We start from the raw sequence: 20,824 nt of genomic DNA, 5'->3' as shown, positions 1-20,824 counted from the left end.
TCACCACCTGGCGGGCGAGGCGGCTCCGGAGCCCGGAGTTCCTTGTGCGTCCGGGCTCCGGTCGCACAAGCGATGCGCCTAGCTGACCATCCTGGAGCGGAGCCCGAGCAGGGTGTCGATCACCAGGAACGCGGCCAGGGAGATGCCCATCAGGGGCAGGAAGTACCCCACGACGAGGGCGAGCAGGGCCAGCAGGGCCAGCGGCGCCAGGACTCCCCAGGCTTGAGCGCGTAAGCCAGGAAATCAGAGACCACTCGGCAGCCCATGCGTAGATCCAGGACCTATGAGATCCGGCCGGTACGGACGGCTCTCACGACGGCGAAATAGCTCATTCGAACACGGCCGCCAGCAGCACCCTCGTTAACCGCGAACTCCCTGGTCAGGACCCGGATTGAGAGGTGTCGGGACGGCGGAATTTGAACCCACGACCCCTTGACCCCCAGGACGTTGAAGTACGCGTTCTTGCAGCTCGGCGGCGTTCAGGTGGGAATGGATGACGTTTGGTGACGTGCCAAACGTTCAACCGTACGCATGACGTGCGGTCCCCAGATGGTCCCCGCCTTATTCAGCCCGCGGTACCCCAGTCATTGGTATCGGCTACCCCACACCGCCCAGAGTCGAAAACCGTACAGTGGCGCTCCTGGCCATGTAACTGCGCTCGCGAGACAGTGGAACCCCGCTCCCATTGCCGATCCCTCAGGTGCCCATGAGCCGCTTCGAAGATCGCATACCTCGTCTCCCCGGCCACCCTGTGCGAACAGACAAGATCGCACGGGGACGCGCCCCATGGCGATATTGGATATCCGCGCCGCTCGTCTTCACTGCGCTCTTAGGACTCATCACACTGGCCTGCGCCCTGTTCCTTCCCCGCTATGTCCTCGCATGGGACCTGGGCACCGCCAAGCCACCGGACGACTACGCCGCCGCAGTGAACGGCATCCGAACCGCCCTGCTCCAAGGAGTCGGTGGTTTGGTACTTCTGATCGGCGCCTATCTGACCTGGCGTCAACTACAGCTCAGCCGTCACGGGCAGGCCACCGAGTCCTTTGCCGCTGCCATCACCCACCTGGGCGATCCGAACCTGGATGTCCGCCTCGGCGGCATCTACGCTCTCGAACGCATCTCCCGCTCCTTCTCAGCCGATCGCCGGTCCATCTCGGAGATCCTGTCCTCGTTCGTCGGCAACCGCACCCGCGATCCTCAACGAGGTGCCGGGCACGCGCGGCAGGCCGGCACACCGCCTGGCAACGATGTCAACCTTTCCCTCCGCGCCCCCGACATCCACGCAGCGCTGACTGTGCTCGGCCGCCGGGCCCCGATCCGAGGTCAGGTGCTCTTTCTCGACCGCCTGATCCTTCCCAAGGCCAACCTCGCCTCCGTTCGGCTCCGGGACGCGGATCTCCACTTCAGCGACCTGACGGAGGCTTCCCTCATCGGAGCCGATCTGACCCGAGCGGATCTCACCGGAGTAGGACTGGCGAGGACGAACCTCATTGACGCCGTTCTCTACCAGTCCGACCTACGCGACGCCGTCCTGACCGGGGTCATCGCGGAGGGCGTTGACCTCCGTGGAACAGATCTGACCAGGGCCGACCTGCGGAATGCCAACTTACGCGGCGCTCGCATGGACTACGCCGACCTTCGCGAGGCCACGCTCACCGGCGCCGACCTGACAGGCGCCTCGCTGAAACGAGTGGTCTTCGACGAGAAGACCAAATGGCCCGATGGCTTCGACACCTCACGTATCAAGCCGACGCGCCAACGGAATCTCCCACCCATCAGTCCCCGCACCTACGATGAATTCGCCGTCCCAAAGCTAGCCGCCAAGAAAGGCCAGCCATCCGAGTCCACGTGATTTGCCGATGATCACGCCACCTGCCACGCCGCGCGGGGATGCTCGACGAGTTCACCATCACACTGGGCGGCGCATCGGCGATGTCGGCCGGTTGCACCCCTCCCCTCAGCAGTGACTAGCCGCTGCACTTGACCACGGTCAAGCAACGCCACCAGTGCAGGCCGCAAGACGATCGTGGTCTCCAAAATGCCGAAAGGACCGACCCGATGTTTCGGATCAACCCTCTGACCTGCTAGAGCAGTGTCGGGACGGCGGGATTCGAACCCGCGCCCCCTCGACCCCCAGAGCGACAGGCCCGCGTGCGCAGGTCGTAGGATCGGGCCGCCGGCGGAGACGCGACCTGGGCCGGCGTGAGGGCGAGTTTCCGAGCTTCCTGCCAGACGTAGGAGTGGGCGGAGCTGGAGTACCCATCACCTCGAGGTCGCGCACGTCCGCGCTAAGGTCGTCGTACGGATCTGACTTTTCTCGCGTCAGGGACGGTCGATCAGCTCGCCGACGTGCAGGGTCGCGGCGAGCAACTCGGGGTCGCCGGTGCAGTCGTACGACTCGACGGCCGTGTCGGCGAACTTCAGGACGTGCTCGTCGCCGTGCTCAGCTGCCCGCTGGAGCGCGTCCTCGCGGGTTAGCTCAGGATAGCGCCGGACGATCTCCGCGCATGGGGCCGGCCGGGCCGGGGCGTACGTCGCGATGACCGCCGCCACGGCCGCCCAGGCCGCCGTCAGGCTCGGCAGCCACTGCTCGGTCGGCAGGACCGGGAGCACGTGCCGCACGGCGTTGGGCGCGGTAGCGGCGTGGACCAGCAGGACCGGCGAGCCGTGGCCCAGCCTGAGGTATGCCTTGGCGGCGCTGTCGACGAGCGACTCCAGCCGCGCGGGGACCTCCTCGGCGGACGCGGCGGGTTTCAGCGCGCGCAGGCTCGCAGTCCAGCCCGGGCTGCGCTCGAGCCGGTCGAGCCGGTGGGCGATGAAGCCGCTTTGGTCGTTGAGCCGGGTGACGGCTGGCAGGGCCTGTTGCGGTGTGAGGGTGCCCTCCGGCGCGACCACCCCGGCGAGCTCGCGGTAGCGCGCCGCCCAGAACGCCAGCCCGTGGGCCAGCTCGTCGAGGGTCTGGCGTGCTGGGGCGCAAGCGGTGCCGCGCAGTGTACGCACCGCGTGACTGACCCGGATCACGCCGTGGGTCGAGCCGGCCACAATGCCCGGCAGGAGCCGTGGCCACCACACGGCGAGCACTTCCTGCCACGGGCGCTCGGTCAGCTTGTGCCGGAAGTACGCGGCCCAGTCGGGCAGCCGTCGCGCCTGCCCCAGCGCCGCGCCCCAGTCGCCGGGCTGGATGGCCGCGCTCGTTCCGGGCAGCTCCGCCAGGCGGCGTACGTAGCGGTCGAGCCAGCCCTCGACGTCGATGTCGAGCCCCCGCCGGACCATGACCTCCACGGCCATCGGACCGTGGTTGGTCAGCCCGTGGTTGCCCTCCTCGTCGCCGCCGAACTCCGGCCCGTACGCGTGCAGTCGTTCGTACGCTGCGGGCAGGGCCTCCGTCATCGATTCGCGGGTCATGACGGCCACCTCAGCGGACGACGTCATAGACGAGCTTGGTGATGCCGTTGGCGTACGTCTCGGACTCGACCACCTTCAGCATCTGCTTGTCCTTGTCGGCGTCGCTGAACATCCGCTTGCCGGCTCCGAGCAGCACGGGAAAGACCAGCAGGTGGTAGCGGTCGATCAGGCCGGCGTCGGAGAGGTTGCGGGCGAGGGTGGCGCTGCCGTGGATGAAGATGGAGCCGCCGTCGGTCTCCTTGACCTTCACGACGTCCTCGAGGGAGCGCAGGATCGTGATGTCACCCCAGTTGTCGACGAGGGCGTCCTGGCCGAGGGTGGTCGAGACGACGTACTTCGGCAGTTCCTTGAGAGCGGCGAACTCCTCCATGTCCGGCCACACCGGCGAGAACACCTCGTAGCTGGTCCGGCCGAACATCAGCGCGGTGGCCTCCTCGGTCTCCCGCCCCTTGAGCTCGTACGCCTCGGGCAGGAACTCGATGTCCTTGAAGGTCCAGCCGCCGCTGCGGTGGGCCTCGGAGCGGCTGCCGCCGCCGGGAGAGTCGACGACACCGTCCAGCGAGACGAAGGCGGTGTAGATCAGCGTGCGCATCTTCGATGTCCTATCCGTGGTCGGGGTGGATGTCCTCAGTCTGCGGTGATCTCACGCGCACGGCCACGATTAGGCTCAGATCTAATCGGAAGGGGCGGCCGCGTGATCCACCTGCACTTCACGGCGACGGACTTGACCCGCGTGCGCTTCGCCGCCTCGCCCCTCATGGAGACCGTCGCCAGCCTGCGTACGCTGGCCGCCCGCAGGCAGGGGCGGCACCTGCACCGTCCCTGGATCGACAGGTTCGCCGAGCGAGCGGGCCGGCTGCGCGAGCGCGACCTCGACCTACTGCGGGCGCTGGTGCGTCCGGAGGGCTACATCCCCGACTTCCTGGTGCCGCCGCCCGGTCGCCGGTCCTCGACCTTCGCGGACGCGCTGGCGCAGATCGCCGACGCCGATCCGGAGATCGTGGCGCAGGAGTTGGCGCACCTGGCGGCCCATCCGGTCGCCCAGCAGGGGCCCGGCCGCGAAGGACGGCGAGCCCGGCTCCAGGCGCTGGTGGACCGGCCGGATGCGGGCATCGGCCTCGTCACGGAGGCGCTCGAGGCGTACCACCGGGTCGCGATCGCCCCAGACTGGCCGCGGATCGATGCGTTACTCAACGACGACATCGCCTACCGGCTCGACGCCCTGGCCGACGGCGGCGTCGACCGGATGATGAGCGACCTGCATCCGTCGGTAACGTTCGCCGACCAAACGCTAAGGATCGTCAAGTACTACGAGGGCCACGCCGACTGCGGCGGGCGCGGCCTGTTTCTCGTACCGTGCGCCTTCGCCTGGCCGGACGTCCTGCTGCGGACCGCGCAGCCAGAGGCACCCAGCGTCTCCTACTCCCCGCGCGGCCTCGGCCGGCTCTGGGAGGAGCACCCCGATCAGACCGGCTCGGCGCTTGTCGGCGTCCTCGGGCAGACCCGGGCCGCCCTGCTGGCCCAGCTCGACCTGCCGATGTCGACCAGTCAGGCCGCCACTCAGATGGCGCTCTCCGCGCCGACACTCAGCGTGCACCTCCAGGCGCTACGCGCCGCCGGGCTGCTCACCTCGCGCCGTGCGGGCCGGCAGGTGCTCTACTCGCGGACTGAACTCGGCGACCGACTGCTCAGCGAAGCACGCCGGCAGCCCGACGCCTGAGCTGCATGTGCGCGAGGGTGTCGCGCAGCATGCCCGGCGCCAGGCGGAGCCCCAGGCGGTCGATCAGGAGGAGATCGCTACCGTACGAAATCTGTGCCAGAGCCATTTTTCACGTGTCGTCGACAGTCGTCCGGGCGACGAGGCCCGAAGCACCGGCCACCTGTTAGACGGGTAGTGAAATGATCTTTGGGTGGTGGCCGGCCTGGTGGGCACGCAGCCGCGAGTCAGGCCCGGGAATGGGCGGCTCCCATCAAGGCGTAGCCGACGATTCCGATACCCAGGGTGGAGCAGGGAACTCGTCGTCATGTGAAAGGCCCGTCACTATCTCTGCTCCGGAGTCAGGACGTGCCGGGTCCGGTCCCCGATCCAGGCCGCTTCGAGGATCGCGGTCAGGCTGGCGGTGTCGGTCGGGCCTGGATGGTTCTGGATCAAGCGGGTGACGCCACTGGCCATCTCCGCGAAGCGCGGGAGGTCGGCGCGTGCCACGCCGATGTCCGCCAAGGTGCGAGGGATGCCGATGTCGGCAAGGAGCCCGTCGAGCCAGGTGAGGAACGTATCTGCGGCCTCGGCATCCGAGGCGTCGGTCACGTCGAGCCCGCACACCCCGGCGAGGATGGCTAACCGGTCGCCGATGGCATCCCTGGCCGCGTCCAGCGCGTAGGGCAGCAGCAGCCCGACGCCCAGGCCGTGCGGCGTGTGGGTGGCTGCGCCGATGGGGTACTGGAGGGCGTGCGGAGCCGCGGTGCCTGCGTGGGAAAATGCGAGCCCGGCTAGCATGGACCCATAGGACATGTCCGCGCGCGCGTCCTTGTCGCCTCCGTCCCTGACGGCACGGGGCAAGCTGCGGGCGATCCGCTCCGCGGCCAGGAGCGCATAGTGATCGGTGATCGGGTTGCGGCCGAGGAAGACCTGCTCCACGGGGTCGCGCGGTCCGTGGGCCCGGGGGCGCGCGGTGTAGCTCTCCACCGCGTGACAAAACGCGTCGATGCCGGAGTGGGCAGTGACGGTCGCAGGGCAGGTGTAGGTGAGCTCGGGGTCGACGATGGCGAAGTCGGGCACGATGTGGACGCTGGAGACCCCCACCTTCAGCTCGCGGTCCGGGTCGGTCAACACCGAGACGGGCGTGAGCTCGGAGCCGGTGCCTGACGTCGTCGGGACCGCGACGAGAGGAATCGTCGGTCCCGGCACCTTCGACTCGCCGTAGTAGTCGCGCGGCGTCCCACCGTGGCGCCGGATGACGCCGACGATTTTGGCGAGGTCGATCACCGTGCCACCCCCGATGGCGAGGATCACGTCGGCGTCCACCTCTGCGGCGACCGAGACGGCCAGGGCGACATCGGCGAGTGGCACGTCCGGAGTCGCCTCGGCAAACACCCCGACGACTTCGGCCTTCTCCCGCACGGCGGCCACGATCTCGGCCACGCCCGGCTGCCCCAGAAGAACCCGGTCGGTCACGATGAGGACTCGCGAGCCACACTCGGCCACCACTCGTGGGATGTTCTGCGCGACCCCTTCGCCCACTATCAGCTGGCGTGGTCCGCGGACGGTCTCAAGCATGTCAGTGCCTCTCTGGAACGTCGGCGGTGATTTGCTGGGCGGACGTCCAGGTCACCTGCGAGACCGGGACGGCGTCGGCAAGGTTGGCTGCCGGGTGGCGCAGGCGCGCGCCGGGCTCCCAGACTCGGTCGTGCCCGGGCGCCCTCGGGTCCATCGCGATGAAGACGTCGCCCTTGGCGGGCGGGTCAGTCGGGCCGAGGGTCCCGCGGACATCGTCGCCAAGGGCGGTACGAGTCAAGGTCGCGACCAGCACCTCGATCATGAGCCCGCGGGCGTAGCCTTCGGGACCGCCGAAAGGGCTGATCGCCCCACCCACCGCCGCGGCCGCGTCTGTGGCGCGCACACCGGCGGAGTCGACGGCGTCCCCGGGTGCCGGCGGATTCGTGCCGACCATGGCCCGGGTCCCGGCCCACGGGTGGAGGCCGGTCAGGTCATGTGTGCACAGGGCGCGGTGATCCTCGGCGGGCACCCGGAGCAGCAGGCCGGTCACGGTAGGTCGATCGCCGCGTAGGTGACGTCGAGGTACTCGAGGATGCCCTCGTGCGACCCCTCCTTGCCGATCCCCGACTGCTTCACGCCTCCGAACGGAGCTGACGGGTCCGAGATCAGACCACGGTTGATGCCGACCATCCCCGTCTCCAGCCCCTCGGTGAACCGGAGCGCCCGCTGGAGGTCACGGGTGAAGACGTATCCGACCAGGCCGTGCTCGGTGTCGTTGGCCTTCGCGATCACCTCGTCGTCGGACGTGAACGAGATGATCGGCGCCACCGGGCCGAAGATTTCCTCCTCCAGTATCCGCGCGTCTTCGGGCACGTCGACGAGGACCGTGGGCGGGTAGAAGTGGCCCGGCCCATCCGGACGCTCACCGCCCACCAGGACACGAGCGCCGCGATCGACCGCGTCGGCGACGAGCTCGTCGATCTTGGTGACCGAGGCCCCGTCGATCAACGCCCCGACGTCCACGCCGTCGTCGAGACCATGGCCCACCGAGAGCGCGGCCATCCGCTCGGCGAAGCGCGCCGTGAACTCCTCGCGCACCGGCTCCTCGACGTAGATGCGGTTTGCCGCGATGCAGGACTCCCCGATGTTGCGCATCTTGGCCACCATGGCACCGTCGAGCGCGACGTCCAGGTCCGCGTCGGCACACACGATCAAGGCCGCGTTGCCGCCCAATTCCATGGAGGTGCGCAGCACGTTGTCCGCCGCCTGTCGTAGCAGCACGCGCCCGACCTCGGTCGACCCGGTGAACGAAAGCTTGCGGGTCCGGCGGTCGGCCAGCAGTGCCGAGACCACCTCGCCGGAACGCTTGGTCGTCACGACGTTGACGACGCCCGGGGGAACGCCGACCTCCTCCATGATGCGGGCCAGGAACAGCATGGTGAGTGGCGTCTGGGCCGCCGGCTTGGTGATCGTCGTGCAGCCCGCCGCCAGCGCAGGGGCGATCTTGCGGGCACCCATGGCCAACGGAAAGTTCCAAGGCGTCACGAAGACGCACGGTCCGACCGGCTTCGGCACGGTGAGGATGCGATATCCACCATTGGGAGCGGTGTTGTAGCGCCCCTCGACGCGCACCGCCTCCTCGGCGAACCAACGGAAGAACTCTGCACCGTAGGCCACCTCTGCCCGAGCCTCGGCGAGCGGCTTGCCCATCTCGAGCGTTATCAGCCGGGCGACCTCCTCGGATCGGTCGGTCAGTGCCCGGTACGTCGCGGTCAACAACTCTGACCGTCTTCGCGGCGGGGTCGCCGCCCACTCCGCCATCGCCTTGCTCGCCGCGTCCAGAGCGGCGAGCCCGTCAACGACTCCGGCGTCCGCCACCTCGGCGATGGTCTTGCCGGTGGCCGGGTCCTCGACGACAAAGGTGGCTCCGCCGGCGGCGTCGCGCCAGGCGTCGCCGATCCGGAGCCGCCGGTGCTCGGGGGCCAGGACGTTCATCGGGTCACTCATCGCGTCGCCTCCTGTGATGTTCTTGGTGATGTCCGGCGTGACCTTGGCGATCGCGCCACGCCCGTGACGAACGGGTCACACGACCTCGTCGGGGTCGAGGTTGCGAGCAGGCCGAACGTGGCCTTGGCCCCGGCCGCAGGGCGACGCCCCACGCCACCGATCGCCTTCTCGGGCCATGGCTGCTTCAGCGTCGTCAGACCGTGCTCACCGGTGACGGTCCGCCGAGGCTCGATCGCCACGTGCGGCGCATGTGGGACGTCGCCGCCCTGTCGCCGCCCCTGTGCGGTTACCTCCCGGCCTCGGACAGCGCCAGCCCGGTGCCCGCATCGAACAGGTGCGCACGGTCCAGGTCGACCGTCACTTGCAGCCGCTCGCCCGGCGTACCGGTGAAGCTGGGTCGTGCCTTGACCTTGAGGATCTCCGTCCCCACTTGGACGTCGACCACCGTCCGGTCACCGAGCGGCTCAAGGCCGTAGAGCTCACCCGGCAACGACGCGTCCCCACGCCGCTCGACGGACAGGTCCTCCGAGCGCAGGCCCAGCAGCAGCGGACGACCGTTCTCAGCCGTGGTCCAGCGGGGCCGCGGCAGCGTCCAGCCTGCCGCCCCGACCAGACGATCTCCCTCGGCGTGGCAGGCGAGCAGGCCGATCCGCGGGCTTCCGACGAATCCCGCGACCCACTGGTTGGCCGGACGCTCGTACACCTCGGTCGGCGTTCCGACCTGTTGCACCTTCCCCTCCTTGAGAACCGCCACCTGGTCGGCCATGGACAGGGCCTCGACCTGGTCGTTGGTCACGTAGACGAAGGTCGTTCCGAGGCTCCGGTGGATGCGGGTGAGCTCGGTGCGCATCTCGACGCGGAGCTTGAGGTCGAGGTTCGTCAGCGGCTCGTCCATGAGGAACGCGCGCGGGCTACGGACCAGCGCCCGGGCCAGGGCGACACGCTGCATCTCACCGCCCGACATCTGCGCGGGACGACGCTGCAGCAGACGTTCGATGTGCAGCAGGCTCGACATCCGCTCGACGGCAGCGGCGATCTCGCTCGAGGAACGGCGGCGTGCCCGCAGCGGCGAAGCGATGTTCTCGTACGCCGTGAGTTTCGGGTAGAGGGCGTAGCTCTGGAAGACCATGGCCAGGTCGCGTGCGGCCGGGGGGTCACCGGTCGCGTCTCTCCCGTCGAGGTGCACCGACCCGGCGTCAAGCTTCTCAAGGCCGGCGATCGCTCGCAGGGTCGTCGTCTTGCCTGCCCCGGAGGGTCCGAGCACGACGAAGAACGAGCCGTCCGGCACGTCCAGCGTCACCCCGTCCAGGGCCTGGACCTTATCGAAGGACTTGCGCAGCCCGTGCACTGCCAGGGTTCCCATCAGGCCACCAGCTCTTCCGTGCTCACGTCGTAGACCGGCGGGGGCCCGCCGGTGTGCCGCAGCCCGACCGGTGCGTCAGCGGCGAAACGGACAGTCGGTGGCATCCGGACCCGTACGTCGCGCTGGCCGCCGTGGTCAACCACGTAGATGATCTCGTCGCCCAGCCACTCCGCCGAGACCACGCGGGCCGGGACCGAACCTTCCGCCCCTGGTTCTGTGACTTCCAGCGCCTCCGGCCGGACGCCCGCGACCAGGCGACGGTCGCGCGGCAGGCCCGGCGGTGGCGCGAGGACCAGTCCGCCCTGACCGCGCAGCTTCCCTTCGGCCACCTCCACCTCGATCAGGTTCATCGGCGGGGAGCCGATGAATGCGGCGCAGAAAAGACTCGCCGGACGGTCGTAGACCTCCAGCGGCGTGCCGATCTGCTCGACGCGGCCCTTGTTGAGGATGGCGATTCTGTGACCGAGCGACATCGCCTCGACCTGGTCGTGGGTGACGTAGACCATCGTCGCCCCCAGCTCCCCCTGCAGGTGCTTGATCTCCGTGCGCATGTCCTCCCTCAGCTCCGCGTCCAGATTGGTGAGGGGTTCGTCCATGAGGAATGCGCGCGGTCGTCGCACCAGGGCGCGAGCAAGCGCGACGCGCTGCTGCTCCCCGCCGGACAGCCGGTGCGGTCGCCGGTCCAGGAGCGGACCGAGCCGCATCAGCCGGGCGGCCTCGTCGACCCGCTCGCGCACCTCCGCCTTGGGCAGTCCCTCGGCCCGCAGTGGGAACGCCAGGTTGTCGCGGGTTCTCAGATGCGGGTAGAGAGCGTAGAACTGGAACACCATGGCGATGTCGCGCTCGGCCGGCGGCAGGTCGTTGACCAGCGTGTCGCCGATGCGGATGTCGCCCGTCGTCTGCCTCTCCAGGCCGGCTATGGCCCGCAGCGTGGTCGTCTTGCCGCAACCCGAAGGGCCGAGCATCACGAACAGCTCGCCGTCGCCGATGGACAGGTCGACGTGTTCAACCGCGACCGTCCCGTCCGGGTAGCGCTTGTGCAGGGCGGTCACCTCGATGCCCGCCATCAGCGTCGCACCGCCCCGAGCGTCACACCGGCGACGAGGTGCTTGCGCACCAGGTAGGCGAAGACGAGCACCGGTAGGGCGAACACCACGGAGGCGGCGGCCACGAGACCCCAGTCCACAGTGGTTCCGCCGATGAGGCCGGCGATGGCGGGTGGGGCCGTCCGCACGCTGTCGCTGGAGGTGAGGAAGATGGCGAACACGAACTCGTTCCACGAGAAGATGAGTGCGAAGACCGCCGTCGCGGCGATGCCGGGCAGGAGCAGGGGAAGGGTGAATTTCCGGAACGCCTGCAGGCGGGTGTAGCCGTCGAGCATGGCGGCATCCTCGTACTCGGCGGGCACCTCGTCGACGAACCCCTTCATCATCCAGATCGTGAACGGGACGTTGAACGCGGCGTAGATGAGGATCAGGCCGAGCTTGCTGTCGATGAGTCCGACTTGGCGGTACATGAGGAAGATCGGGATCACGACCACCACAGGCGGCATGAAGCGGGTGGACAGGATGAAGAACAGCTGGTCCTTCTTGGCCTTCACGGAGAAGCGTGAGTAGGCCCAGGCCGCCGGCACCCCCAGCACGGTGGCCAGCGCCGTGGAGACCCCGGCGACCACGACGGAGTTGAGGAACGAGACGGACAAGGCCGAGCGACCGCTGCCGGAGGCGACGAACACGTCCTTGAAATGGTCCAGAGTGACCTTGAAGTCGAAGAACTTGGCCGGGATGGCGTAGACGTCCCGGTTCTCCTTGATGGACGTCTCGATCATCCACAGCACCGGGAAGAGCATCACGACGGCCAGCACGGCCAGCAGCGCGACCTCCAGCACGGAGCGGCCCCGGCCGCCCGAGCGACGCGCGGAGGGCGTGTTATCCCGGGCAGGACCCGTGGACACGGCCTCGTCGACGGAGACGGCCATCAGTCCTCCTTGAGCTTGTTCAAGTAGCGCAGGTAGAGCTGCGTGAGGACGATGACGACGAGGACCATGAGGATCCCGTACGCCGAGGCGGTTCCGGTGTTGAAGCCCAGGAACCCGACCTTGTAGACGTGGAACGACAACGTCTCGGTGGAGACCCCGGGACCTCCGTTGGTGAGGATGTAGACGAGGTCGAACAGCCGGAACGCCTCGATGGCCCTGAACAACACGGCGATGAGGAGCAGCGGCCACACCAGCGGAAGAGTGATGGTGCGGAACCGGAACCACTCGGACGCCCGGTCGATCGAGGCGGCCTCGTACAAGTACTTGGGGACCGCGGTAAGGCCCGCAAGTGCGATGAGCATGATGAACGGCGTCCATTGCCAGGTGTCGACCACGATCAGGGAAATCAGTGCCGTTCGCTGCCGGGTGAGCCACTCCACCTGCCCCAGGCCGAGCGAGCCGAGCATGCTGTTGATCACGCCGAACTGCGCGTCGAGCATGAATCGCCAGAACAGCCCGACCACGACCGGCGACAGCATCATCGGAACCAGGAACAGAGTGGTCAGCACTCCTCGCCCGTGCGTGCGCCGCGCGATCAGGTAGGCGATCGCGAAACCGAGCACGGTCTGCAGGGCGACCGCGCCGACCACGTAGATCAACGTCGTCAAGGCCCTCAGGTGGACCTGCGCCGAAGTCAGGATGGCGGTGTAGTTCTCGAGCCCGACGAAGTGGGCCGGCCCCCCGCGGGTGGCCGAGTAGTCGGTGAAAGACAGGTACAACGCCCACAGCAACGGGAACACCGACATCGCGAGCAACAGCAGCAGCGCGGGGGAGATGAAGGTTACGGCGAGCCCGCGGTCGCCAAAGCGGCGGCGGGCCCGACCCGGTGCAGGCGGCGTCGCGGACGCCACCTGCCCGTGGTCGGCCGTCAGAGGGACGGGGTCACTCACAGTCCGCCGCCGCCCTTGCGGTTGCCGGAGTCGAGCACGCTCTGCTGCTGCTTGGCGATTTCGTCGAGCGCGTCCTTCGGCTTCTTCGCGCCGTTGAGAGCCGCGTTCACGTTGGTGTTCTCGATGTCGACAAGTCGCGCGTACTCGGGCACGTTCCACATGTCCCGCATCCGCGGAACCGAGTCGGCGTACACCTTGTTGAACGGCCCGGCATTGAGGAACTCGGGCGACGACAGGGCGTCCGTACGCGATGGCACGCCACCGGCCGCGGCCCACTTCTTCTGGATGTCAGCCTGCTCGAACCACTTCATGAAGTTCAGGGCTTCCGCCTGGTTCGCCGTGGGCGAGTAGGCCGACACGTGCATCCCCATGCCGCCGAGAGGCACCAGGTTCGTCTTCTGGCTCGGCAGGGGGGCGAAACCCAGCTTGTCGAGAATCTGCTCCCGCGTGGTGCCGAGCGTCGACTGCTTCGGGTCGAGCAGGCCGCCGCTCGCGGCGATCCAGTTGAACGCGATGCATGCCTTGCCCTGGGCGACCGCCGCGTTCACCTCGTCGATGAACCAGTTGCCGGAGCCCTTGGCGGTCAGCGGCTTCATCTTGTTGACCAGGACGTCCATCGCCTCCTGGCCCGCAGCGTCGTTGAGGACTCCGTCGATCTTGCGCGTCTTGGCGTCCCAGAGGTTGCCGCCGTAGACGCCGTTGACCGTGTTGTAGGTTACGGCCGCGGCGTCGGAGCCGTTGGCCTGGTGGAAAGCCAGCCCGCTGACGCCGGGGTGGTCCGCCTGGCACTTCTCGGCGACTGAGATCATCTCGTCCCACGTCTGCGGTGGCTTGTCGCCGATCAGGTCCTTGCGGTAGATCATCGTCCAGGTGTCGCCGAGCAGCGGCAGTCCGTACATGCTGGCGTTTTCGTCGCGCTTGCCGGTCTCCGCCTGGGGGTACTGGCCGTAGGCCGCCAGCAGGTACGGGTTGTATGCCTTGACGTCGATGTTCTTCTTGACGAAGTCGGTGATGTCGAGGATGTTGCCGTTCGTCACGGCCTCGCCGATGTGTTGCGAGTCCAGGATCGGGATGTCGAAGTCGGTCTTGTGCGCTGCGAACTGGGTGAACATCGCGTCGTGCCAGTTCGCGTTCGGCACGGTGTTGACCTTGATGGTCACGTTCGGCCGCTCCTTGGTGTACTCCGCGTTCGCGAAGTCCTCCAGCGCGTGGGCGGGGGGCCAGTCGAACCAGATGAACTTGAGGGTCAGCGGGTCCTTGGTGAGTTCCGGGATGGTCGCCGGCGCCTTGGGGGCGCTCGACTGCGCGCCGTCGTCCTGGCCGCAAGCCGCCATGGTCGTGGCCACCAACATGGCCGCCGTCGCCAGCCGCACCTTTCGACCGGGAACGGACAGTCGTCCTATTCGCTGTGGATACCGCATCCTCTTGCCTGCTTTCTGGGTGGGGACTTCTGGAGCCTTGCTGCGTGCTTCGCCGAGCGGTTGGGGGGTTGTTCAGGCGTGTTGCCGGCTGTCGCAGGGGCTGGCCCGCAGACCGGCGTCACGAGTACGCCGCGACGTAATGGGGCTTCAAGCAGTCGAGAAGTCCTTCGGCCCTTGTGCGGCCCGGCGGCGAACCGAGTAGGACGTCGAGCATGCTCATGGGGAGCCCCAACTGATCGAAGCGGAGCGATGGCGGACGGTTCCGCGATGGATGAAGGGTGGCCGGCATCCGCCACCTTTCCTATACGATCCGAGTGGGGGCGTCAACATCCCGCAGCGTTGTGACCGATGTCAACAGGTTCCCGAAGACGTAAGAAAGGACCTCATGTCAACGATGGACGACGAAGCGATGATCGCGCGGCGCCGTGGGGCCATGACGGGCGGAACACCGCCGGGAAGATCTCGCGGCCGGCTTGCCGACGAGGTGTACGACACGCTGCTCGGACAGCTGATGTCGCTACGGATCGAGCCTGGCTCCCGCGTCACGATCGACGTCCTGGCGCGAGAGCTGGGGGTCTCGCAGACGCCGATCCGAGACGCTCTGAACCGCATGGAGGCCGAGGGCCTGGTCGTGCGTGTGCCCCATGCCGGCTATCGCATTCCCCCCCAGATCACCCGTCAACGATTCGAGGACATGCTTGAGCTCCGCCTGCTCCTCGAGCCGGCAGCGGCGCGCAGATCCGCCGAACGCGCCTCCCCGCAGCAGGTGGCCGGTCTGCGACGAATGCTGGAGGAGATGGCGGAGCTGGAGGGGGGCAACGGGATCATGGCCTATGGCGCCTTCGGGCTGCGCGACGCCGCTTTTCACGATCTCGTCGCCCTGAGCGCGGAGAACCAGGTCATCCGCGAAGCGCTCGCTCGCCTGCACACGCACGTGCACCTGTTCCGGCTTCTCCACGACACCCAGGTCACTCACCTGGCCATGGCCGAGCACGAAGAAGTTGTGGCCGCGATCGCCGCGCGTGACCCCGACGCCGCCGCCTACGCCATGCGCCGGCACATCCTGCTGTCCGGCGAGCGGTTCCGGCGATTGTTCGACGAAGTCAAGGACGCGGACGGAATGGCGTAAAGGCTTGACGGGCGGGCCGGGCCGAGGAATGCTGACGCAATTGGATCAGATCGGATCGGATCCACTCACCCGCCCGAGTTGCGAGGAGAAGCAGGTGCCCAGAGCGCTGCTCCTTACCGGCGACGCCGCCGAGGAGCTCGACACCATGTATCCCTACTATCGCGTGCAGGAGGGCGGCTGGGACGTCGACGTCTCGTCACGGACGATGCGTGACGTTCAGCTGGTCATCCACGAGTTCGACCCCAACTCCGACGCCTACGTGGAGAAGAACGGCCGGAAGTTGCCGGTCGACGTGCCCTGGGCCGAGGTCGACGTCGAGCGCTATGACGCCCTCATCATCCCTGGGGGACGTGCCCCCGAGTGGATCCGGGTCGACGCCGACGTCAGGCGCATCACCGAGCACTTCTTCGCGCGCAACCTCCCGATCGCACTGGTGTGCCACGGCGCGCAGGTGCCGGCTGTGTACGGGCTGCTGAAGGGCCGAAAGACGGCGTGCTTCCCCCCCATCACCGGTGACATGGAGAACGCGGGCGCGACGGTCATCGACGCTCCCGACGTCGTGGACGGCAACCTCGTCTCCTGCCGCGGCTGGCCCGACATGCCGCAGTTCGGCAGGGTGATGATGGAGGTCTTCTCGAAGTCCATCAACTCCGCATCGGCATGAGCACACCTGGCCTGTCCCGGTGACGGCACTTCGGACCCTCACAGTCGACGGCTCCCCCGTCCACCTCATGGAGAGCGGCACCGGGCCCGCGGTGCTGATGCTGCACGGCTCCGGACCCGGTACGACCGGATCCGGAGCCTGGGCAACGACGGCACAGGCGCTGGCGACCGGCGCATGATGCAGGCGGTGGCGCAGGTCGGCCAATGGCTCGGGCTCGGCAGCTCGATCGTGGCCAACCTGTTCAACCCGCGAGTGATCGTCATCCGGGGCTACTTCGCCTCACTGGCCGAGTGGCTGCTGCCCCACGCGCAGGATCAGCTGCAGCGGCTCGTGGTGGCCGCCCCCGCCGCCCAGTGCCGATTCGTCGCCTCCACGCTCGGCTTCGGCGCCGCTTCCCGCGGCGCCGCGAGCATGGTGGTCAACCGGATCATCGACGACCCGACCACGATCATGGATTCACTACCCCGGCCGACAGCCTACTGACGGCCCCCACAGACCTGGAGGGCGGCACCTCTCCAGCAACCCCCGTATCCGCAACCAACGCCAACAAGCGGCAACAAGCGCGGCGGCGCGCGCCTTGCCTGACGTCCCCCCGGTCAGGAAAGGGTTTCCCATGTCACCACGTCATCGAACGTGGGCCAGGCTGCTCGACGCAGCCCTGCCAGAAAACGGACGACGCCCGAGACGTCGCACCGCGACCACGATGGCCTTAGCCCTCACCGCCCCTTTCATCACGCTCCTCGCGACGCCGGTGAGCGCCGAGGCCCCCACGGCGGCTGAGCCCGCTTTCGTCGCTGCACCGGCGCTGCCGCAGCCGTCCGCGTCTGCCGCCAAGGCCGCACCACCAGACGCCGGCTTCAAGGTACTCGTGGTGCGCAGCACCCAGGACGCGGTGTCGTCGGCCGGCCTGGCCGCGATCCGGGATGCGGCCAGAACCGGTGATTTCACGGTCGTGGCGCCCAGGCCCGCTGACGTGGGCGACCATTTCACGAAGAAGAAGCTGGAGCAGTACCGCGCGGTCGTGTTCTTGGACACGGGTCTCGCGAGCCCGCTCACGGACACGCAACGCGCGAACTTCGAGAGCTACTTCCGCGACGGCGGCGGCTTCGTCGGCGTCGGCTCGGCGGTCGAGACCGACGAGTCCTGGTCGTTCCTGACTGACCTCCTGGGGACGCGTGCGTCCGGCAGGACCGACGTGCAATCGGGTGACGTGAAGGTCGCCGACCGCGTCCACGACGCGACCAAGGATCTGCCGCAGTTCTGGTCGCGGACCGACAACTGGTACAACTTCACGAAGAACGTCCGCGGTGTGTCACACGTCCTCGACACCGTCGTCGAGGATCCGTTCGGGCCGCAGCCGCAGGGCGCCGACCTCGACGGGATCGCCGGGGGCACGATGGGCGCCGATCACCCGGTTTCGTGGTGTAAGGACTTCCAGGGCGGCCGCTCGTTCTACACCGGCCTGGGCAACACGGCCGCGAGCTTCGACGCCGGCCTCACCAAGCACCTCAAGGGCGCGATCGGTTGGGCCGCGGGCCAGGCCGACCCGGTCTACAGCGATTGCGGCGCGACCGTGCTGGCCAACTACCAGCAGACGAAGATCGGCTCGCCGCCGAACCTGCAGGAGCCGATCGGCTTCGACCAGCTGCCGGACGGCCGCGTTCTGCAGACGGACCGCCTCGGCTCGCTGCGCATGCACGACTCGACCACGGGCGTCACCACGGTCGTCGCCAACTTCGCCGATCCGAGCCTGCCGATGACGCAGCAGATCTACTCCGCGGGCGAGGACGGGCTCTATGGCCCGGCGGTCGACGCCAACTTCGCGACCAACAAGTGGGTCTACCTCTACTACTCGCCGAAGGAGGTCACCGACGTCAAGCTGAGCGACGGATCGGTCGTCACCCAGATCACGCCGAACACCACCCCGCCGAACGTGGCGGCGTCCAAGACCGCGTGGGATCCGTACGTGGGCTATTTCCAGCTCAGCCGCTTCAAGTTCGTCGACGCCACCGACAGCACGCCGGCGCACCTCGACATGGGCTCCGAGCAGCAGATCATGCGCGTGCCGGTCAACCGCCAGGAGTGCTGCCACGTCGGGGGCGACATCGACTTCGACAAGCACGGCAACCTCTGGATGGTCACCGGCGATGACACGCCCGCGGGCGGCATCAACGGCGGCGGCTACGGGCCGTACAACTCGCAGAAGACCGACGAGCAGCAGACCGTGCGGGTCACCAACGCGACGGGCGGCACGTTCACGCTGACCTTCGAGGGCCAGACGACGGAGCCGATCGCGTGGAACGCGGATCGCGATGCGATCGACGCGGCGCTCGAGGCGCTCTCGAACATCGAGGCGGATGAGATCCAGACCAGCGGCGGCCCGGTCAACACGTCGAACGTCAACGTGTTCTTCCGCCGCGGCAAGCAGCAGTCCGATCAGCCGCAGATCACCGCCGACGGCGCCGGCCTGACCGGCACCGCCACGCCGGCGATCGCCACCAACACGGCGCAGGCGGGCGGCTGGTATCAGCGGCTCACCGGTGACTCGCGCCGCAGCGCGCTGAACACCAACGACCTGCGCGGCAAGGTGCTGCGGATCAAGGTCAAGGACGGCAACATCTCCGCCGCCGACGCCAACAAGGTCGACTTCGGCTCCGGCACGGGCGCCTACTCGATCCCGTCGGGCAACCTGTTCCCGCTGGTCGCGGGCGCGCCGCAGGACAAGACGCGGCCGGAGGTCTACGCGATGGGTTTCCGCAACCCGTTCCGGATCCAGGTCGACGAGAACGATGTGGCCTACATCGGCGACTACTCGCCCGACGCCCAGACACCGCAGCGCTCGCACGGCCCGGCGGGCACCGGCCGCTACGAGATCGTGCGCAAGCCGTCCAACTACGGCTGGCCGACGTGCTACAAGCGCGACCTCGCGCACTACCAGTGGAACTTCCACGAGTTCGCGCCCGGCACCACCACCGCGGGCACGCCGCTGAACAACCCGCCTCAGAAGTTCGACTGCGACGGGCCGACGCAGCGCAACGACTCGCTGTGGAACATTGAGGGCGGTCCGACGGTCGAGCCGGGCCTGAGGGACGTCCCGCCGGTCACCGACCCGGACATCTGGTACTCCTACCGCGACAACAACCCGAACGCGCCGCTCGGCACCCCGTGCGAGGCCTACTACGCGCCGACCCCGGGCCCGATCGCGCCCGGCTCGACGACCGAATGCCCGCGGCTGTTCCCCGAGCTCTACACCGGCGGCGTCGGTCCGCACGGGGTCACGAAGTACCACTACGACCCGGAGAACCCGAACCCTCACAAGTTCCCGCCGTACTACGACGACTCGGTGATCATCAGCGAGTGGACGCAGGACACGCTGCGCGAGGTCAAGCTCGACAAGCAGAACAACCACGTCCAGAAGATCAACAACTTCCTGGATTGCGGCAGCCGTGCGAACGCCGGGGCAGGCAGGTTCCGGTTCGAGTGCGACAACCCGATGGACTTGCAGTTCGGTTCTGACGGCGCGTTCTACCTGCTGACCTACGGCAACGGGTTCAACGTCATCAGCCCCGACGCGGGCATGTACAAGTGGGAGTACGTCAAGGGCAAGCGCGCGCCGAAGGCCGTGCTCACCACGGACCGCACCGACGGCTCAACGCCGCTGACCGTGAACTTCTCCAGCGCCGGCTCGCTGGATGAGGATCCCGGCGACTCGATCCGCTACGAGTGGAACTTCGGCGACGGCTCGGCGATCGAGACCGACCCGAACCCGACACACACCTACACGCAGTCCGGCCGCTACACGGCCGTGCTGACCGTGCTCGACTCGTCCGGCAAGCAAACCTCGACCAGCACCGTGATCACCGTGGGCAACACGAGCCCGACGGTGGTCGTCAATACGCCGGTGGAGGGCGGGACGTTCGCGTTCGGCGACGACATCCCGTTCTCGGTCACGGTCACCGACCCCGAGGACGGGACGGTGAATTGCTCCGAGGTGCAGGTGACGTTCGTGCTCGGCCACGACGCGCACGGCCACGCCGAGGAGTCCGTCAACGGCTGCTCGGGCGTGCTCCACACGGAGGCCGACGACGTCTCACACGGCGGCACCGTCTCCGGCGTGGTCCAGGCGCGCTACACCGACCACGGCGGTCCGGGCGGCGTCCCACCGCTGACCACGACCGGCCAGCACCAGATCCGCCAGAAGCACCAGGAGGTGGAGTTCGTCGTCAACCAGTCCGGCACCAACACGGCGACCAACACCGACGGCGGCGCCGGCGTGCACCGCGGCAGCCTGGGCTCGGGCGACTGGCTCCAGCTCAACGGCCCATTCAACCTGACCAACATCGATTCGATCACGTTCCGCGTGGCGGACGCGGCGACCGGCCGCACGCCCGGGTCGCCGCTGGCGGCAATCGAGGTCCGTCAGGACTCGATCACCGGGCCGATCCTGACGACGGCCAACCTCGTGTCCACCGGCGGGACGGGAACCTGGACAAGCCAGACGTTCCCGGTCTCGATGTCCGGGACGCATGAGCTGTTCCTGGTGTTCCGCTCGGTCACGGGTGGCGCCACGGGCGGCAACCTGTTCAACCTCAACTGGGCCGAGTTCGTCGGCACGGGCATCGGCACCTAGCGAACCCGCCCGTGCCGACGAACCCGAGTCCGTCGGCACGGGCATCGGCACCTAGTG

Annotated in this window: 17 protein-coding genes; 7 read left to right on the top strand and 10 right to left on the bottom strand. The window is 68.1% G+C overall.

The features are described from left to right. Nucleotides 1–706: 706 nt before the first annotated feature. Nucleotides 707–1,855 (top strand): pentapeptide repeat-containing protein, encoded by a 1,149-nt coding sequence (locus QSK36_RS41330; RefSeq protein WP_285786202.1) that lies wholly within the window; start codon nt 707–709, stop codon nt 1,853–1,855. 470 nt (nt 1,856–2,325) lie between these two features. On the opposite strand, the gene QSK36_RS41325 is transcribed toward QSK36_RS41330, so the two are convergent. Continuing rightward, nucleotides 2,326–3,408 carry a questin oxidase family protein gene (locus QSK36_RS41325; protein ID WP_285786201.1) on the bottom strand — a complete coding sequence of 361 codons (1,083 nt, stop codon included), beginning with the start codon at nt 3,406–3,408 and terminating at the stop codon, nt 2,326–2,328. A 10-nt stretch (nt 3,409–3,418) separates the two neighbouring features. Continuing rightward, nucleotides 3,419–4,000 (bottom strand): dihydrofolate reductase family protein, encoded by a 582-nt coding sequence (locus QSK36_RS41320; protein ID WP_285786200.1) that lies wholly within the window; start codon nt 3,998–4,000, stop codon nt 3,419–3,421. A gap of 102 nt (nt 4,001–4,102) precedes the next feature. On the opposite strand from QSK36_RS41320, the gene QSK36_RS41315 reads away from it, so the two are divergent. Next, a complete protein-coding gene (locus QSK36_RS41315; RefSeq protein ID WP_285786199.1) occupies nt 4,103–5,128 on the top strand; it encodes a DUF5937 family protein in 1,026 nt (341 codons plus the stop codon). Nucleotides 5,129–5,449: 321 nt separating this feature from the next. On the opposite strand, the gene QSK36_RS41310 is transcribed toward QSK36_RS41315, so the two are convergent. From QSK36_RS41310 to QSK36_RS41275, 8 genes are all read right to left on the bottom strand, one after another. Then, nucleotides 5,450–6,685 carry an iron-containing alcohol dehydrogenase gene (locus QSK36_RS41310; protein WP_285786198.1) on the bottom strand — a complete coding sequence of 412 codons (1,236 nt, stop codon included), beginning with the start codon at nt 6,683–6,685 and terminating at the stop codon, nt 5,450–5,452. 1 nt (nt 6,686) lies between these two features. Beyond that, nucleotides 6,687–7,175, bottom strand: a complete 489-nt coding sequence (locus QSK36_RS41305) for an Ldh family oxidoreductase (RefSeq protein ID WP_285786197.1) — start codon at nt 7,173–7,175, stop codon at nt 6,687–6,689. Beyond that, entirely contained in the window at nt 7,172–8,632 is a 1,461-nt protein-coding gene (locus QSK36_RS41300) for an NAD-dependent succinate-semialdehyde dehydrogenase (protein WP_285786196.1), read from the bottom strand. The genes QSK36_RS41305 and QSK36_RS41300 overlap by 4 nt, the downstream gene beginning before the upstream one ends. Nucleotides 8,633–8,918: 286 nt before the next feature. Further along, the gene (locus QSK36_RS41295; RefSeq protein ID WP_183541796.1) at nt 8,919–9,995 is read right to left on the bottom strand and encodes an ABC transporter ATP-binding protein; all 1,077 of its coding nucleotides are present in this window, start codon (nt 9,993–9,995) and stop codon (nt 8,919–8,921) included. After that, nucleotides 9,995–11,062, bottom strand: coding sequence for an ABC transporter ATP-binding protein (locus QSK36_RS41290; protein ID WP_285786195.1), 1,068 nt, complete (start codon nt 11,060–11,062; stop codon nt 9,995–9,997). Before QSK36_RS41290 ends, QSK36_RS41295 begins: the two co-directional genes overlap by 1 nt. Next, on the bottom strand, nt 11,062–11,973 hold the full coding sequence (locus QSK36_RS41285) for a carbohydrate ABC transporter permease (protein ID WP_183541792.1): 912 nt from the start codon (nt 11,971–11,973) through the stop codon (nt 11,062–11,064). The genes QSK36_RS41290 and QSK36_RS41285 overlap by 1 nt, the downstream gene beginning before the upstream one ends. Continuing rightward, nucleotides 11,973–12,923 carry a carbohydrate ABC transporter permease gene (locus tag QSK36_RS41280; protein WP_183541790.1) on the bottom strand — a complete coding sequence of 317 codons (951 nt, stop codon included), beginning with the start codon at nt 12,921–12,923 and terminating at the stop codon, nt 11,973–11,975. The genes QSK36_RS41285 and QSK36_RS41280 overlap by 1 nt, the downstream gene beginning before the upstream one ends. Next, on the bottom strand, nt 12,920–14,296 hold the full coding sequence (locus QSK36_RS41275; RefSeq protein WP_285786194.1) for an extracellular solute-binding protein: 1,377 nt from the start codon (nt 14,294–14,296) through the stop codon (nt 12,920–12,922). The genes QSK36_RS41280 and QSK36_RS41275 overlap by 4 nt, the downstream gene beginning before the upstream one ends. Before the next feature lie 442 nt (nt 14,297–14,738). Here QSK36_RS41275 and QSK36_RS41270 point away from each other — a divergent pair, with 442 nt between their 5' ends. The 5 genes from QSK36_RS41270 (at nt 14,739) to QSK36_RS41250 (ending at nt 20,767) form a co-directional block, all read left to right on the top strand. Continuing rightward, nucleotides 14,739–15,473 (top strand): GntR family transcriptional regulator, encoded by a 735-nt coding sequence (locus QSK36_RS41270; RefSeq protein ID WP_183541786.1) that lies wholly within the window; start codon nt 14,739–14,741, stop codon nt 15,471–15,473. 94 nt (nt 15,474–15,567) lie between these two features. Next, a complete protein-coding gene (locus QSK36_RS41265; RefSeq protein WP_041952814.1) occupies nt 15,568–16,137 on the top strand; it encodes a DJ-1/PfpI family protein in 570 nt (189 codons plus the stop codon). Between the two features lie 19 nt (nt 16,138–16,156). Continuing rightward, entirely contained in the window at nt 16,157–16,315 is a 159-nt protein-coding gene (locus QSK36_RS41260) for a hypothetical protein (RefSeq protein ID WP_221264272.1), read from the top strand. Continuing rightward, nucleotides 16,312–16,620 carry an ROK family protein gene (locus tag QSK36_RS41255; protein ID WP_285786193.1) on the top strand — a complete coding sequence of 103 codons (309 nt, stop codon included), beginning with the start codon at nt 16,312–16,314 and terminating at the stop codon, nt 16,618–16,620. The genes QSK36_RS41260 and QSK36_RS41255 overlap by 4 nt, the downstream gene beginning before the upstream one ends. A gap of 220 nt (nt 16,621–16,840) precedes the next feature. Then, on the top strand, nt 16,841–20,767 hold the full coding sequence (locus QSK36_RS41250) for a ThuA domain-containing protein (protein ID WP_285786192.1): 3,927 nt from the start codon (nt 16,841–16,843) through the stop codon (nt 20,765–20,767). Nucleotides 20,768–20,824: the final 57 nt, after the last annotated feature.

Source organism: Microbispora sp. NBRC 16548 (genome assembly GCF_030268985.1).
Taxonomy (GTDB): domain Bacteria; phylum Actinomycetota; class Actinomycetes; order Streptosporangiales; family Streptosporangiaceae; genus Microbispora; species Microbispora catharanthi.
The sequence above is the reverse complement of the archived record's forward strand: the minus strand, read 5'-3'. Positions and strand labels throughout refer to the sequence as shown.

Bases quoted from the DNA above. Each gene is read 5' to 3' on its own strand.
- QSK36_RS41330 (WP_285786202.1), top strand. From the start codon at position 707: ATGAGCCGCTTCGAAGATCGCATACCTCGTCTCCCCGGCCACCCTGTG.
- QSK36_RS41325 (WP_285786201.1), bottom strand. From the start codon at position 3,408: ATGACCCGCGAATCGATGACGGAGGCCCTGCCCGCAGCGTACGAACGA.
- QSK36_RS41320 (WP_285786200.1), bottom strand. From the start codon at position 4,000: ATGCGCACGCTGATCTACACCGCCTTCGTCTCGCTGGACGGTGTCGTC.
- QSK36_RS41310 (WP_285786198.1), bottom strand. From the start codon at position 6,685: ATGCTTGAGACCGTCCGCGGACCACGCCAGCTGATAGTGGGCGAAGGG.
- QSK36_RS41300 (WP_285786196.1), bottom strand. From the start codon at position 8,632: ATGAGTGACCCGATGAACGTCCTGGCCCCCGAGCACCGGCGGCTCCGG.
- QSK36_RS41295 (WP_183541796.1), bottom strand. From the start codon at position 9,995: ATGGGAACCCTGGCAGTGCACGGGCTGCGCAAGTCCTTCGATAAGGTC.
- QSK36_RS41290 (WP_285786195.1), bottom strand. From the start codon at position 11,062: ATGGCGGGCATCGAGGTGACCGCCCTGCACAAGCGCTACCCGGACGGG.
- QSK36_RS41285 (WP_183541792.1), bottom strand. From the start codon at position 11,973: ATGGCCGTCTCCGTCGACGAGGCCGTGTCCACGGGTCCTGCCCGGGAT.
- QSK36_RS41270 (WP_183541786.1), top strand. From the start codon at position 14,739: ATGGACGACGAAGCGATGATCGCGCGGCGCCGTGGGGCCATGACGGGC.
- QSK36_RS41255 (WP_285786193.1), top strand. From the start codon at position 16,312: ATGATGCAGGCGGTGGCGCAGGTCGGCCAATGGCTCGGGCTCGGCAGC.
- QSK36_RS41250 (WP_285786192.1), top strand. From the start codon at position 16,841: ATGGCCTTAGCCCTCACCGCCCCTTTCATCACGCTCCTCGCGACGCCG.